Below are 16,175 nucleotides of genomic sequence, written 5' to 3'. Positions count from 1 at the left end.
TTGATAAAGCCAGTGCATAACAACTCATAAAATTTATGCTTACATTTGATTTAGTACAAACGACAAACATTCAACTAACAATTTGCTACAACCGAAAAATCTCCGATTTTCCAGTCGCACAAATCTTATAAAAGCCCGTTATATGCAATAAAAAAACACTATGGATACATTTGGAAATAAATTAAATTTACTTATTGATAATGCTAAATCGTTACTATTTTCACAAGGAGAAATGGCACAATTAACATATATTTCCTTTGAGAAATTTCTCGAATGGATAGATAATCAGGGAGGAGATTCAATTCCTATATCATACCCAATAGGATATAGAGCCAATAATACGCCTAATATGTTTGAAAGAAACTATACAAAGGAAGAACTAAAAGGACGTTATTCTCATTTAGGATTAAACAAATTGCCTATTGATAGTATTTTTCAATTAGTAACAATAATGGAAACTTTATTGAATGAAATTTTAAAGTCCATTTTGACAGAATATCCTAGTAAAATATCCAATAAGAAAAAAGTTGATGTTGAATGTGTACTTTCATCAAATTCAATTGAACAAGTAAAAATTATTATCATAGATACAATCTTGAATGAAATAGCTTATAAATCCCCAAGAGATTATGCCGAAGAATTTAATAAATATACTGGAGTAAATTTCTTAGAAAACCCTGTTTATCATAAATATATTGAACTAAAAGCTACTAGAGATATTCATATACATAACGGAGGAACTGCAAATGACATTTATCTTTCAAAGGCTGGAGTATTAGCTAGAGTTAAAAGTGGAGAATATTTACCCGTTGATAATCAGTATTTCTTGCATTCTTATGAACAATGCTTACAATTAACTGAAATTTTAGAATCTGAAGTTGACAAAATATGGCCAAGTGAAATTTATAGAGAAGCGAAAAGAAAAAGAATTGAAAAAGAAAAAGGTGCGATTGAAACAACAAAGGAAGATAAAAAGAAAATATCAGAATAAACTGCATATAACAACTCATAAAATTTATGCTTAAATTTGAACTAGAACAAACGACAAACATTCAACTAACGATTTGCTACAGCAGAAAAATCTCCGATTTTCCAAACGCACAAATCTTATAAAAGCCCGTTACCATACATTAACAAAAACTATGAAAAATTATTATTTAATAACCTTCTTTATCATTTTATTTTCTTGTTCCAATAAAGAAAAAGAAGAAGAAATAGTTTCATCAGGAGTATTTTATCCTAAAGTTGAAAGTCGTTCTGTAATTACTGGAAAAATAAGTAACATAAAGAACTTTTCAAATAAATCTAAAACAATTCGATTAATTGTAGATGATATAACAATAGACAAACAAGTAAAATATATAACAACCATAAATGAGAACGGAAAGTTCTTATTCGATATCCCCTTAAGTCATTCAACAAAATCTTTTTTAGTATATTCAGATGGACGAATAGCACCATATATTTTTCCAAATGATACGCTTATGATTAATTGTGAAATTATTAAAAGAGAATCCTTAATTGGTATAAAGGCAACATCATACGATGAAAAACATAAAAAATTTCAGAATAATTTTAAAAAACACGATAATTGGTTTTATACAGAAGTAGATAAATTTAAAAAAAATCTAGAAAAAGAACAATCACCTAACAACCTTAAAATAGAATTTCTCGACTTTGAGAAGTTACTACACAAAAAAATAGATTCACGTATAAAAGACAAACAATCAAATAAAATAATTTACGATTATCTTAAATATAGTGCGACATATAGCTGTTATGAAAATATTATTAAATTGGGACGGAAAATTGAGGACCAAAAAGAAAAAAAAACATTTTATTCTTTTTTAACGGATTCTATAACTTTTAATCAAAATGCTCTAATTACATCAGAATATATGTATTTTCTTAATTTCTATTCTAATTTTGTAGAACCTCGAAGTACAATAAGTATTATATCAACAGGTAAATCTGATGAACAAATAAAAAAAGAGTTAATCGCTCAAAAAATTGAAAATAAACTAAAATTAAGACCCGGTATATGGGGAGATTATTCAGTTGCCTCAAATATTAGAAATACCGTTATTGAGAGAGAAGAAGAATTTACAGCTTCGTCTATTGATTATTATTTAGAACTAGTTAAAAAAAATATTAAAGATAATTACACCAGACAATTACTTCTTGCAATGCTAAAAAAGGAGAAACTTTCTATTATTGAACGAGACAATATTAATATTCCTTCAGGTTCTGAATTTCAAAATACTTCCAAGGATTTAACTAGTAACTTGTATGATGAAATACTACAAAAAAACAAAGGAAAAGTCATATATATGGATTTTTGGGCTACTTGGTGCAATCCTTGTATAAAACAATTTCCATATTCGAAAAAATTGCATTCAAAATTTGAGAGCAAAGATGTTTCATTTGTTTTTCTCTGCTGTAAATCAAAAAAAGAAGCCGCTGAAAACATTATAAAAACATACCAATTGAAAGGACAACAATATATACTCAATCAAAAGCAATATGAGTATTTTGAAAAACAGTTTGAAATCGTTGGTTTCCCAAGTTATATCTTGATTGACAAACAAGGTGAAGTTTATAGTAAAAATGCTTCGAGACCACAATCTGAAAACACATCAATTACAATAGAAAAATTGTTGAATAAAAAATAACGTATGGTAACACCGTGTATAATTCATTGCTAGTTAAAGCTTACTTACGAAAGTCCTCGCGGACTTTCTATCTGTGATTTATTTGCTAACTTTAGTGCTTAAACACGCAACGAAATCATACACAAACACGTTGTATAACATGGCGGAATTTACTCCGAAATTCCTAATTTGAGTTTTATGAGTTAAAAATATTAAACTGTCTGAGACACGAGCATTAAAAATTATTGAGAAAGATAAAATTGTCAGATTTGAGCAATGAATCGGAAAATGGAAAGTTGAAACGGAGAAAAATCATTGAATTGGTTAGATTTGAGAATAATTACGGAATTAAAAATTGAAACGCATAAATTGAGCAATGAAAACGGAAAAACTCATTGAAACGTGAGATTTGAGCTTTGAATCGGAAAAGTATTTATGATAAATTATTACAAAAAAGATAAATTCAACGATTTATCAATCTTTGCAGATTTGAATATTGAAACGTGAGATTTTAGCTTTGTATCGGAAAAGTATTTATTACAAAAAAGATAAATTCAACAATTTATAAATTAAAGCGGATTTGAATGTTGAAACGGATTTAATTAGAACAAAATAAAATAATTTGAACTCAAAACCACGTTATACAACACCGCGCATAAAAAATTGCTATATTCAGTAAAATAGAATGGTTCTAAATCAAAAAAATAATATATTTATACGCCTGAAAAATTACGATTTCAAAAGTCGCAACTTTTCATGCTCAAACCCGTTAGGCACTATTACGATTGAAAAAAATGACAGATAAAATAGAACGATTAAAATCCTTTGATTCTGAGAAATTAATAGATATTGTTAAAAATTATCGTCAATACGGTTATGATGAAAATTTGAGAAATGACACATTAGAAATTCTAAAAAAAAGAGGAATTGATAAAGAGCAACTAATTTTGACTGGGAATTATAAAAATCAAAATTATGATTCCGCAAAAGACATTTACGAATCGTTTAATCGGAATTCAAAAAAGTTGGTTTTACAACTTTAGCTATTGGAATTTTTCAATTAGGATTTTCAGAAATTTTTGGAGGCAAATTATTATCAACTTCTCTTATATTAATAAGTGTTATAAGCTTATATATAAGTGTTTATAATTCCGATACCGAAAAATTTGATAAAGAAGGTATTAGATTAACCAAATTATTTAATAAACTTAAGGATTTATATTTTTCTGTAAAATCAAGCACAAAAAATGATTTCACACAGGAAAAATCTGAATTAGATGAAATAATGAAAGATTTTTATTCTAATACTATCAGTAAACAGGTATTTCTTTCACATTGGTTTGCTCATTTTAAATTTTTTTATGAAATGCAAATTGATTGGATTAATGAGCAATTGAATTTTCAGTTTTTTAAGGATAAAGTACCCAATTCATTAAAAATATTTTTACTAATCGTTTTATTAACCTCAATCATTTTCATTTGCTATGAATACTTCGGAGATATTTCAACAGCTTCTATCTAACTTAATAATTAAGAATAAGGACCAAATTTCAAGAAAATATAAAAACATAACAAAAGCACTTAATAAAGATTTCTTTGATGATGAGTCTGAAATAAAAAACTCACTTCAAGTCGGTAGTTATGGACGAAAAACTGCTGTAAATGGGATTAGTGATTTGGATATGTTATTTGAATTAACTCCAGAATTATTTACCAAATATGACAACTTACAGAATAATGGTCAATCCACTCTACTTCAAGATGTTAAAAGCGCAATTTTAAATACTTATTCTACAACTGATATAAGAGGAGATGGTCAAGTTGTTGTTGTTTCATTTACAAATGACATAGTTGAAGTTTGTCCTGTATTTGAGCAATCAGATGGTAGCTACAAATATCCTGATACTAACAATGGAGGAAAATGGAAAAAAACAAATCCTAAACCTGAAATTTCAGAGATTAACAGTTTCAATATTACCACCAATTCTAACCTCAAAAATCTTGCGAAAATGACAAGAGCTTGGAAAAATAAATGTGGTGTAAAAATCGGAGGATTACTCATAGATACACTTTGCTATGAGTTTTTAGTTGCAAATACAAATCATCACACAACCACATTTTCAGATTACGACATTTTTGTTCGAGATTTCTTTGAGTATCTAAAGAATCTAGATAAAAATAGAGATTTTTGGTATGCTCCAGGAAGTAATCAAAAGGTTTACAAGAAAAAATCAAACTTTATTAGTAAAGCTAAAAAAGCTCACAAAAATGTTTTAGAAGCAATTGATAAAGAAAACAATTCAACAGTATATACGATTTGGAAAAAAGTTTTTGGTTATCCATTTCCTTATCCAAGTATTATAAAAGAGCAATCAATAGACTATACTGAAAACGAAGAGTTTATCGAAGATTTATTTCCAGTTGACATCATCACTTCTATGAGAATAAACTGTGAAGTTAATCAACCCGGATTTAGAGTTGAGTTTTTAAGAAATATGTACTCAAAATTGAAAATAAATAAAAAACTTAAATTTTACATAGAGTCAAATGATGTTAAAAAACCATATTTAGTAAAATGGAAAGTTAAGAATGAAGGTTCGATTGCGAAATCAAGAAATAATTTAAGAGGTCATATTCTAAATGATAAAGGAAGTGAATTCCGAAAAGAAAATTCAAATTTTGCAGGAGCACATTTTGTGGAATGTTATATCATTAAAGATAACATCTGTGTTGCAAGAGATAGAATTGATGTGCCAATTTCGAATATTTAAGATAAATCACGATTTGAATAATGCCAGCAGCCAACAATTGGTATAAAAAATTGCTAAATTCAATAAAATAGAATGTTATTAAAACATAAAAATACTAAATTTAAACATCGGAAAATTACGATTATCAAATCGCAACTTTCCATACCATAAACCGTTGTGCTTAATGATTGAAAAAGAAAGAAATGAATAACTCCCCTATTATATTTGAACGTATTAAAGAATTAAATAAACGTTTCGAAAATATTGCAAAAGAACTTCAAGCTAACCAAGAAGTTTTTAAAATGCCAAGTGAGATTAAAGATTCTTTGAGTAAAATAGGAAAAGGACTAATCAGAGTTTATACCGAGACACCAGATAATTTATTAAACATCTCAAAATTCGGATGGTTTCTTGATTTAGATTGTGAAATGAAATATTCATTTGAACTTAATGATTTAATAGAAAATGACAAATATGACGAGGCAGAAAAATCATTAGTAAATTATTACTCAAATAATTTAACAGAGATATTTGAAGTTCTATCAAAAAGACATCCTATAAGAAAAGAAATTTTAAGCCAAATAGAAAAATCTTACAATGAGGAATTATTCTATCTAACGATACCAGTTGTCTTATCTCAAATTGATGGAATATGTAATGATATAACTACAAAGAAATTTTTCATAAAAAACAAAGAGTATTTACCTGAAGTATATCCTATAATAGAGAAAATGCATAGCAGTATGACTGATATATTTTTAGCTCCTATAAAAAATTCTTCGCCATTAAATGTCTGGGAAAAGAAAATTGGAGATTTTCCTTTAAAATTAAATAGACACGAAATATTACATGGAGTAGATATCAATTATGGGAATAAGATTAATAGTTTAAAATGTATTTCATTATTAAAATATATATCCGATTTGATTATTAGAATTGACAGATAAACACTAAGCACAACAATGTATAAAATTTATGCTTAAATTTGATTTAGTACAAACCGACAAAGATTCTAACAAACGATTTGCTTCGTCCGAAAAATCTCTGATTTTCCATTCGCACAAATCTTAATACTAAACCGTTGTACAATATTTGATGAATAAAAAAGTAATCATAGGAAAATGGATTTTTAGAGATAATAAAATGATTGCTGATTCAAATTGTGGAATCATAGAATTAATGATTAAAAATGAGTTTGTTAAACTTGAATCAAGTGAAGATGGTTGGACAACTAGATATAAAAGAAACGATAGTGAAATTTGGGAATTGAGTTATCCCGAGAATCATTTACAAGGAGGAGGTCCACCAAAACTTATTCAAATCAAATAAAAATATTGCTAGAAAAGATGAAACTCGAATCAAAATGCAAAAATTGTGGAAAATATATTGAGTTCACTGAGAATGTTTCTGACCGAGCAGAATTGAGTCTTGAAAAAGGAGAAAATATAGAATTATTCTGTAAAGAATGTTCAACTAAAAGTTGTCATCATCCGAATGATATAAATGCAAAGAAAAATAGAGTTATCTCAATAATTGGATTTTTAATTTTCGTAATTGGAACAATTCTGATTTATCATTTTATTGGAGAATTTTACTTGGAACATAAAGAACAATTTGAAAGTAAAAAGAACTATTCTAGTTTTGGAAAATTACTTGGAGCATTTGCAATTCCATTTATAATTTTTCAATTAATAGAAAACATACAAATGAGAAAAGTTAGACGATTTAACTCCTACAAGATTAAAGATTAGAATTAAAAAACATTGTACAACAACTCATAAAATTTATGCTTAAATTTGAACTAGAACAAACGACAAACATTCAACAAACAATTTGCTACGTCCGAAAAATCTCCGATTTTCCAGTCGCACAAATCTTATAAAAGCCCGTTGCAAGTAATAGCTCGAATGAGTCACGGCAGAAATGAAAAAAGATTATATTAAAAAAAACTAAAAATGACTGGAAAAGATTTTTTAAAAAGAGAACATTGGAGTTTATTGATATTATACGTTATCGGATTGATTGCGTTCTTAATCCATCTATTCTATTTTTCTAAAGGTGATAATGAAAATAAGATATTCCCAATATTAGCTTATAGTTCAATGACAATTTTTTTCTTAAGATTAGCTTTCGCTCAAATGAGTAAAAAAGTGAAATGATTTCAAAGCTGTTTAAAGATAAATTAAACTTAATGATAAATTTGAGTTCACTTCTACTCTATCGATTTTTGAGAATTGAAACGCAAAACACAATGAAACGGAGAGATTTAAAATTATAACGGATTTGAGCATTGAAACGGAGAAAAATTGCAAAACGTAAAAACAAGTAAAGAGATAAATTAAACCAAAAAACAACGATTTAAGAAAGATTTACACGAATGACAAAACTCGGAAAATACTAAAAGTCAATTATCCGCAGAGCGTGTCGCTAAAACTTGCAACAACTCATAAAATTTATGCTTAAATTTGATTTAGTACAAACGACAAACATTCAACTAACGATTTGCTACGTCCGAAAAATCTCCGATTTTCCAGTCGCACAAATCTTATAAGGTATTCCAAGGTCAAATCCTAATATATTTTTATAATTTTTTTAAGCTGCATATTGATGTAATTCCACATAAGGTGTTCCTCTTTTAATCACTGAAAATACTCTAGCCAATATTTTATTTCTAACATTATTTAATGCTACCAATTTAGGCTTTCCTTCTGCTATTTTTCTCTTATAATATAATTTTAGTTCACTATCACATTGTATCGCTGAAACGCTTGCTAAACTAAGTAATGTCTTCATTTTCCTATCCCCTATATGATGGCATTTATGAGCCCTTTTAATACTCGTTCCTGAACTATATTCAAAAGGAGCTGTACCACAATAATTTGAGAATTGCCGCCAACTATTGAATCGATTAAAGTTTGAGGTGTGATACAGCAATTGACACGATAATATTAACCCAACTCCCTTGATACTGTTTAAAAGCTTAAAATTTCTTTCTAAACAATCTTCAGACTTTATGAGTTCCTTCATTCTGTTTTCAAGCGTCAAAATTTGCTTTGTAATGTAAGTTATACTCCGTTGTATACTCTTACAACATAAATCTGTAGAGGAACTGCTTAAAAGTGATTTTAGCTCTTTTAAACTACTCTTCATCCCTGTTCGATTACGCACTAACTGGTCTCTAAATGCCAATATCCTCCCTAACTCTAGATGTCTAGTATCTCTTACACTACTCAAACCTAGTTCTTCTCTATGAAGCCAAGCATACCTGGCTATCATCGCTGAATCCAGCTTATCGGTTTTACTCCGTACAATACCTGCAGAACGCTTTATCAATAAAGGATTTTCTTCTACGTAATCAATACTTCTTTCATCTAAGTAAATGGATAGATTTAACGAGTAATTTCCAGTATTCTCAAAACAGTAAAAATAAAGAATCAATCCTAGCTGTTTTTCTGCCCAACTTAAGAGCTTTTTAAATCCCTTTGTATTGTTTGAAAACAAACGATGGACATCCTTTTTATGGATATGAGCATCTATTGTTAATTTTGATACATCAATACCGATTACATCTGCATAATTTTTCATATTTTTATAATTAAATTAATAATTGTTGCTATGACTATTACCTATAATGGGTTCTAATAAACCTAGTATTCCAAGTGGTCCTAAGCAACCTAAGAGAACAAGAGGACTAATACTTATAAGAGAGCTTTAGTCTAAAACCCGTTTTAGTTCTCCTCTTGTTTCTTAGTAAAGTTAATAAGCATTATTTTTATAGTGCTAAATAAAGAAGCCCGTTGTACCCAATTAAAATTTGACAGAATAATAGTATTTTCAGATAAATGATATTATATTTGATAGTATCAAATGATAGTATCAAAATGAAACCACCATACGAAATAACACCGAAAATTTTAAAACTTCTAACTTCAATTTCTGAGAAAATCGGAGAAGTAAATGCAACCTTTCTGAATAAACCTTCTCCTCAGTTAAGAAAACAGAATAAAATTAGAACAATTCATTCTTCACTGAAAATTGAGGGAAACACCTTGACAGAAGAACAAATTACTGCGCTAATTGAAAATAAGAGAGTTATTGGACCTCAAAAAGATGTAAAAGAGGTTATAAATGCAATTGAAATTTATGAGAATTTAGTAAAGTACAATCCTCTAAGTGAAAAATCATTTTTAAAAGCTCACCAAAACCTAATGAATAACCTTATTGAGGATGCTGGAAAATATAGAAAACAAGGAGTCGGAATTGTTAAAGGGTCTAAAGTTGAACACCTCGCTCCTCCTTATGAGAATGTCCCATTTCTAATGAAAAATTTATTTGAATATTTGAGCGATTCAGAAGAATTAGAATTAATAAAATGTTGCGTATTTCATTACGAAATGGAATTTATACATCCTTTTTTAGATGGAAATGGTAGAATGGGTAGGTTGTGGCAAACATTAATTTTAATGAGAAAATATCCTGTATTTGAATTTTTACCTTTTGAAACTTTAATAAGTAAAGACCAAGAAAAATATTACAATGCTTTATCCGAGTGTGATAAAGTTGGAAAATCAACAAAATTTATCGAATATATGTTGAGTGTAATTGATTTATCTATAAATGAGCTATTAACTTTTAATAATAGAACACTAAATCAAAAAGATAGACTTGAATATTTTATTTCTTTAAATAAGATTGTGTTTTCTAGAAAAGATTATATGGACATTTTTAAAGATATTTCATCCGCTACTGCAAGTCGCGATTTAAAAAAAGGAATTGAACTTGAACTATTTAAGAGAATTGGAGAAAGAAACAAAACAATTTATAAATTAACAACTGGGTACAACAACTCATAAAATTTATGCTTAAATTTGAACTAGAACAAACGACAAACATTCAACAAACGATTTACTACGTCCGAAAAATCTCCGATTTTCCAGTCGCACAAATCTTATAAAAGCCCGTCCAAGATCAAATCCTAATATCTTTTAGCTTTATTTTTTAAGCTGCATATTGATGTAATTCTACATAAGGTGTTCCTCTTTTAATTACAGCAAATGCTCTGGCTAATATTTTGTTTCTTACATTATTTAATGCTACCAATTTTGGTTTTCCTTCCTCTATTTTTCTTTTGTAATATAACCTTAGTTCGCTATCATATTGTATTGCTGAAACACTTGCCAAACTTAATAGAGTCTTCATTTTCCTATCTCCTATATGATGACATTTATTAGCTCTTTTGACACTAGTTCCTGAGCTATATGCAAAAGGTGCAGTCCCACAATAATTTGAAAATTGCCTCCAACGATTGAATCTCTTAAAGTTAGATGTGTGGTAAAGCAATTGACACGAAAGGATTAGACCAATTCCTCTTACACTGTTTAAAAGCTTGAAATTTCTATCTAAACGAGTGTCAGATTTTATAATTTCTTTCATTCTTTTTTCAAGCATTAAAATTTGCTTTGTAATGTAGCTTATGCTTCGAAGTATACTCTTACAACAGACATCTGTAGATGGACTGCTTAAAAGTGATTTCAGCTCTTTTAAACTACTCATCAGACCTGTTCTGTTACGTACTAATTGATCTCTAAGCGCCATTAACCGTCCTAACTCTTGATGTTTATTGTCTCGTACACTACTTAAACTTAATTCTTCTCGATGAAGCCAAGCATACCTGGCTATCATCGCTGAATCTAACTTATCTGTTTTTTCTCTTACAATTCCTGCTGAACGTTTTATCAATAAAGGGTTTTCTTCCACATAATCAATACTTCTTTCATCTAAGTAAATCGAAAGGTTTAATGAGTAATTTCCTGTATTCTCAAAACAGTAAAAATGAAGAATCAATCCTAGGTGTTTATTTGCCCAATTTAAGAGTTCTTTAAAACCCTTTGTATTATTTGTAAACAAACGATGGAGGCCTCTTTTATGCATATAGGCATCTATTGTTAATTTTGATACGTCAATTCCGATTACATCTACATAATTTTTCATATTTTTATAATTAAATTAATAATTGTTGCTATGACTATTACCTTTAATGGGTTCTAATTAAACCTAGTATTCCAAATGGTCCTAAGCAACCTAAGAGAGACAAGAGGACTAATACTTATAAGAGAGCTTTAGTCTAAAACCCGTTTTAGTTCTCCTCTTGTTTCTTAGTAAAGTTAATATGCTTTATTTAATAAGGCTAAATAAAGAAGCCCGTTGTAACACATTAAAACGAAACACACATAAATTATGAATATAAAAAAAACCGCTTTTTTCGTAATACTGTTATTGAATGTTAATTTTTTAATTGCTCAAAAGAGTTATGATAAACTCAATGAATTTGAAGCTCTAAATGGAATTACATACAAAATAGGTGATACTATAAAACTAAAGAAAGGGTCAATTGCAAATGGAGAATTTGAATATGTGTACTTCTTAAACAAAGTTAACCATGTATTACACGAAAATTTATCAAAAGAATATTCTGACAAATTCATAACAATAAAAAAAATTGAACGCTATAATATGAAACTTATAAAAGGTGTGTACTTTGTTGTGTCTGGGCAAGGATTTAAAAATTATACCTTAGACATTCAAAATGCTATTTTAACCTGTGAAATTGAAGATTGTATCGAATAATAAGAATTTTTAAAAATATTACAATGAGAAAATTTACTATAATAATTATTTTGATCTTATCTGTAAATTTAAGTTTTGCTCAAAAAAAAGTAAAACTTAAAAATTACAAAGCATCAAATGAAGTAACTTATAAAATTGGTGATCAAATAAAACTAACTAAAGGATCTCGAAAAGATTTGAAATTTGAGTCTATTAGATATGGGATTTTCGGAGGTTTAGATAAAGATAAATTAACTCCTGCAAATCAAGGTGTCGACCTAACAATTCTAAAAATCATTAAATACGAAGGATACGTAGGATATAATATAGTAGAATTTGTTGTTACTGGACCTACTACAACCTTAACATATAATCATTATTTAGACATAGAAAAGGCAATCAAATTATGTGAAATAGAAAATTGTGGAAAGACATTTAAAAATGAGAAAGTGATTATTTCAAGTAAAAAAAATGAGAATAATAGTGAACTAACTAAATACGACAAATTACGAGAATTAAAAAAACTGCTTGATGAAGGCGTATTAACAGAAAAAGAATACCAAGATGAAAAGAAAAAAATACTCGATTCAAATTAAAAACGTGTTACAACAATGCATATAAAAAATTGCTAAATCCAATAATATAGAATGTTTCTCAAACGTAAAAAACTTAAATTTAAACATCGGAAAATTACAATTTCAAACCCGCAACTTCCCATATTCTAGACCGTTGGCAACTATAAAGATTAAAATTCAACTTATAAAGAAAATTTGGATTGAATACATTTTTGGTGTAAATTTACATCAAAATAGATAATTATGGCAAGACAAAGTATTTCATTTACAGAACCGAATGATAATTGGTTAAAGGCTCAAATTGAAAATAAAGAATATTCAAGTAAAAGTGAATTAGTCAATGATTTGATTAGACAAGCAAGAAAACAACAAGCTCAAATTGATTGGATTAGTTCTAAACTTGAAAGAGCTGAGAAAAGTGGATTCACTTCTGATTCCAAAGAACAAATTTTAGCTCAATCAAAATCATTATTAAATGACAAATTATAGACTGAGTAATACAGCAAAAGAAAATTTAATAAGAATTCATCATTACGGAATAAAAACATTTGGAGAAAGACAAGCGGATAAATATTTTAATTCATTTTTTGAGTATTTTGATGTAATATCTAAAAACCCATATTCTTTTGACTCAGTTGATTATATCAAAATAGGATATCGAAAATGTGTCTGTGGTTCAGATTCTATTTATTTTAAAATTAATGAGAATGATAAAGTTGTTGAGATTATGGCATTAATTGGACGTCAAGATTTGAAAAATATATTATAAAAATTACAATTGCCAACAACTCATAAAATTTGACACTATCCCGTAAAAGTGTCAACCGATTCGAATTCTAATCAAATCAGTGATATACTAATTGATGGAGTGTCTACAACATTCGCCATCCTTAGCTAATGTACCGTTTTTTACAAGCTGTTTAAACTCGCTTTTATCGTTTCAATTTTTGCCAAGGCATCTGCTTCTTTTTTTCGTTCGTTTGTAATTACTTGTGCTGGTGCATTGTTTACAAAACGTTCGTTGCTTAATTTCTTTTGAACAGATTTTAAGAAACCTTCATTGTATTTTAATTCTTCTTGCAACTTCGCTTTTTCAGCTTCCACATCAATGGCATCACCCATAGGAATAAAATACTCATTCGATTTTACTCTAAAACTCAACGCTCCATCAACTTTCTCATCTACATAAGTAATACCAGACAAGTTTCCTAGTTTTTCAATTACTGCATCAAAATCAGTATTTATTTGGTCGTTATTTAACACTGAGAACTCTATTTCATTTTTAAAGGCAATGTTCTTTTCTTTTCTAATATTTCTAATTCCTGAGATTACCTCTGAAGCTACTTTAAAGTTCTGAATGATACTTTCATTTACTTCCGTCATTTTTGGATATTCAGCAATAATCAAGGCTTCTTCCGGAGTTCTATCTGAAATATGTTGCCAAATTTCTTCGGAAATAAATGGCATATATGGATGCAACACTTTTAAATTGTCTTCTAAAAATGAAATCACTGCTTTTAAGGTTACCGCATCAATTGGTTGTTGATAAGCTGGTTTTACCATTTCTAAGAACCAAGAAGAAAAATCGTCCCAAATTAATTTGTAAATGCTCATTAAAGCTTCACTTACTCTGTATTGATTGAATGATTTTTCTAGTTCAACCAATGTTTGTTGAAACTTAGCTTGATACCATTCAATGGCTATTTTAGCCGATTGTGGTTGTTCAATAGTTTCAGAAACTTCCCATCCTTTAATCAAACGGAAGGCGTTCCAAATTTTATTCGAGAAATTACGTCCTTGAGCACATAAATCTTCATCAAATAGTAAATCATTTCCTGCAGCAGAACACAATAACATTCCTACACGCACCCCATCAGCACCATATTTTTCAATCAATCCAATTGGATCAGGTGAATTCCCTAAAGATTTTGACATTTTTCGTCCTTTACCATCACGTACAATTCCTGTAAAATATACATTGGTAAAAGGTTTTTCATTTCTAAATTCGTATCCAGCAAAAATCATACGAGCTACCCAAAAGAAAATAATATCTGGTCCTGTAACTAAATCGTTGGTTGGATAATAATATTCAATTTCTTCATTATCAGGATTTCTAATTCCGTCGAAAACTGATATTGGCCATAACCAAGAAGAAAACCAAGTATCCAATGCATCAGGATCTTGTGTAATATCATTCAGGGTCAACTGTTGGTTGTTGGTTTTTTGTTTTGCCAATTCCAATGCTTCTTCAATAGATTGCGCAATTACAAAATCTTCTACTCCATCTCCATAAAAATAAGCAGGAATTTGGTGTCCCCACCATAACTGACGAGAAATATTCCAATCACGGATATTTTCTAACCAATGTTTGTAAGTACTATTGTAATGCTTTGGAAAAAAGTGAATTTCTTCATCTTCTAACACCGCTTTTAGAGCAGGTTCTACAATAGTTTCCATTTTTAAAAACCATTGTGCAGAAATTTTAGGTTCAATTACTACTTTTGTTCTTTCAGAAGTACCTACTTTATGCATATGTTGTTCAATTTTCACTAAACAACCAATTTCTTCTAATTCTTTGGTGATTTCTTTTCTAACTACAAAACGATCTTTTCCTTCATAATGCAATCCAAAAGAATTTAAAGAAGCATCATCATTAAAAATATCAATTACTTCAAGGTTGTGTTTTTCACCTAATACTTTATCGTTTTGATCGTGTGCAGGTGTAACTTTTAGACAACCTGTACCAAATTCAATATCAACATATTCGTCTTCAATAATAGGAATGACTCTACCAACAATAGGAACAATAGCTTTCTTTCCTTTTAAATGCGTAAAACGTTCATCATTTGGATTGATACAAATAGCGGTATCTCCTAATATTGTTTCAGGACGTGTAGTTGCAATGGTTAACAACTCATCACTTCCTTCAATTTTATAATTTAAATAGTATAGATTCCCTTGTTTCTCTTCAAAAATAACTTCTTCATCAGACAAGGTTGTTTTTGCAGAAGGATCCCAATTGACCATTCTATACCCACGGTAAATTAAGCCTTTATTATACAAATCAATAAAAACTTTAGCAACAGCTTCACTTAAATCAGCATCCATGGTGAACTTCGTACGATCCCAATCGCAAGAAGCTCCCAATTTTTTAAGTTGTTCTAAAATAATTCCACCATGCTCATCTGTCCAATCCCATGCGTGTTTTAAAAATTCATCACGAGTTAAATCAGATTTATTAATTCCTTGTTCTTTTAATTTAGCAACCACTTTTGCTTCAGTAGCAATAGAAGCGTGATCGGTTCCTGGCACCCAACAAGCATTTTTACCTTTTAAACGGGCGCGTCTAATCAATACATCTTGAATGGTATTATTTAACATATGCCCCATATGTAAAACACCAGTTACATTTGGTGGTGGAATTACTATAGTATAAGGTTCTTTTTCATTAGGTGTTGAATGAAAATAATTATTCTTCATCCAGTAATCATACCACTTGTCTTCTACGTCTTGTGGATTGTATTTTGTTGCTAAACTCATTTTTGGTCTAATATTTGTAAACTAAGTTTGCAAATGTACAATTATAAGCATTA

At 28.9% G+C, this 16,175-nt stretch carries 16 protein-coding genes; 13 read left to right on the top strand and 3 right to left on the bottom strand.

Translation table 11 applies throughout. From position 1 onward, the window contains the following. Nucleotides 1-160: 160 nt before the first annotated feature. The 8 genes from CHB67_RS11570 (at nt 161) to CHB67_RS11540 (ending at nt 7,152) form a co-directional block, all read left to right on the top strand. A complete protein-coding gene (locus CHB67_RS11570) occupies nt 161-991 on the top strand; it encodes a hypothetical protein (RefSeq protein WP_089381945.1) in 831 nt (276 codons plus the stop codon). 151 nt (nt 992-1,142) lie between these two features. Then, the gene (locus CHB67_RS11565) at nt 1,143-2,672 is read left to right on the top strand and encodes a TlpA family protein disulfide reductase (protein ID WP_141119711.1); all 1,530 of its coding nucleotides are present in this window, start codon (nt 1,143-1,145) and stop codon (nt 2,670-2,672) included. A 773-nt stretch (nt 2,673-3,445) separates the two neighbouring features. After that, entirely contained in the window at nt 3,446-3,694 is a 249-nt protein-coding gene (locus tag CHB67_RS11560) for a hypothetical protein (RefSeq protein WP_089381943.1), read from the top strand. A 2-nt stretch (nt 3,695-3,696) separates the two neighbouring features. Further along, nucleotides 3,697-4,173, top strand: coding sequence for an SLATT domain-containing protein (locus CHB67_RS17470; protein ID WP_141119717.1), 477 nt, complete (start codon nt 3,697-3,699; stop codon nt 4,171-4,173). Further along, nucleotides 4,136-5,422: an SMODS domain-containing nucleotidyltransferase gene (locus tag CHB67_RS11555; RefSeq protein WP_089381942.1), complete on the top strand. Its 1,287-nt coding sequence runs from the start codon at nt 4,136-4,138 to the stop codon at nt 5,420-5,422. The genes CHB67_RS17470 and CHB67_RS11555 overlap by 38 nt, the downstream gene beginning before the upstream one ends. 167 nt (nt 5,423-5,589) lie before the next feature. Then, nucleotides 5,590-6,348 (top strand): hypothetical protein, encoded by a 759-nt coding sequence (locus CHB67_RS11550; protein ID WP_141119710.1) that lies wholly within the window; start codon nt 5,590-5,592, stop codon nt 6,346-6,348. Nucleotides 6,349-6,496: 148 nt separating this feature from the next. Beyond that, nucleotides 6,497-6,730 (top strand): Imm27 family immunity protein, encoded by a 234-nt coding sequence (locus CHB67_RS11545; RefSeq protein WP_089381940.1) that lies wholly within the window; start codon nt 6,497-6,499, stop codon nt 6,728-6,730. A gap of 17 nt (nt 6,731-6,747) precedes the next feature. After that, nucleotides 6,748-7,152: a hypothetical protein gene (locus CHB67_RS11540; RefSeq protein WP_089381939.1), complete on the top strand. Its 405-nt coding sequence runs from the start codon at nt 6,748-6,750 to the stop codon at nt 7,150-7,152. Between the two features lie 841 nt (nt 7,153-7,993). Here the strand turns inward: CHB67_RS11540 and CHB67_RS11530 are convergent. After that, nucleotides 7,994-8,986, bottom strand: coding sequence for an IS110 family RNA-guided transposase (locus CHB67_RS11530; RefSeq protein ID WP_089381937.1), 993 nt, complete (start codon nt 8,984-8,986; stop codon nt 7,994-7,996). 296 nt (nt 8,987-9,282) lie between these two features. Between CHB67_RS11530 and CHB67_RS11525 the strand changes: the two genes are divergently transcribed. After that, complete coding sequence (locus tag CHB67_RS11525) at nt 9,283-10,254, top strand: Fic family protein (RefSeq protein WP_089381936.1); 972 nt, start codon at nt 9,283-9,285, stop codon at nt 10,252-10,254. Between the two features lie 145 nt (nt 10,255-10,399). Here the strand turns inward: CHB67_RS11525 and CHB67_RS11520 are convergent, their stop codons facing one another. Further along, nucleotides 10,400-11,392, bottom strand: coding sequence for an IS110 family RNA-guided transposase (locus CHB67_RS11520; RefSeq protein ID WP_089381935.1), 993 nt, complete (start codon nt 11,390-11,392; stop codon nt 10,400-10,402). 246 nt (nt 11,393-11,638) lie between these two features. Here CHB67_RS11520 and CHB67_RS11515 point away from each other — a divergent pair, with 246 nt between their 5' ends. From CHB67_RS11515 to CHB67_RS11500, 4 genes are all read left to right on the top strand, one after another. Further along, on the top strand, nt 11,639-12,028 hold the full coding sequence (locus CHB67_RS11515; RefSeq protein ID WP_089381934.1) for a hypothetical protein: 390 nt from the start codon (nt 11,639-11,641) through the stop codon (nt 12,026-12,028). Nucleotides 12,029-12,051: 23 nt separating this feature from the next. Further along, entirely contained in the window at nt 12,052-12,603 is a 552-nt protein-coding gene (locus CHB67_RS11510; protein ID WP_089381933.1) for an SHOCT domain-containing protein, read from the top strand. 222 nt (nt 12,604-12,825) lie between these two features. Then, entirely contained in the window at nt 12,826-13,071 is a 246-nt protein-coding gene (locus tag CHB67_RS11505; RefSeq protein ID WP_089381932.1) for a ribbon-helix-helix domain-containing protein, read from the top strand. Further along, nucleotides 13,058-13,351: a type II toxin-antitoxin system RelE/ParE family toxin gene (locus CHB67_RS11500; protein ID WP_089381931.1), complete on the top strand. Its 294-nt coding sequence runs from the start codon at nt 13,058-13,060 to the stop codon at nt 13,349-13,351. Before CHB67_RS11505 ends, CHB67_RS11500 begins: the two co-directional genes overlap by 14 nt. A gap of 140 nt (nt 13,352-13,491) precedes the next feature. On the opposite strand, the gene CHB67_RS11495 is transcribed toward CHB67_RS11500, so the two are convergent. After that, entirely contained in the window at nt 13,492-16,122 is a 2,631-nt protein-coding gene (locus CHB67_RS11495; RefSeq protein WP_089381930.1) for a valine--tRNA ligase, read from the bottom strand. Nucleotides 16,123-16,175: the final 53 nt, after the last annotated feature.

Origin of the sequence: Lutibacter agarilyticus (genome assembly GCF_900188235.1) — a bacterium.
GTDB classification, from domain to species: Bacteria; Bacteroidota; Bacteroidia; order Flavobacteriales; family Flavobacteriaceae; genus Lutibacter; species Lutibacter agarilyticus.
This window is presented reverse-complemented; position numbering and strand designations above follow the sequence as displayed.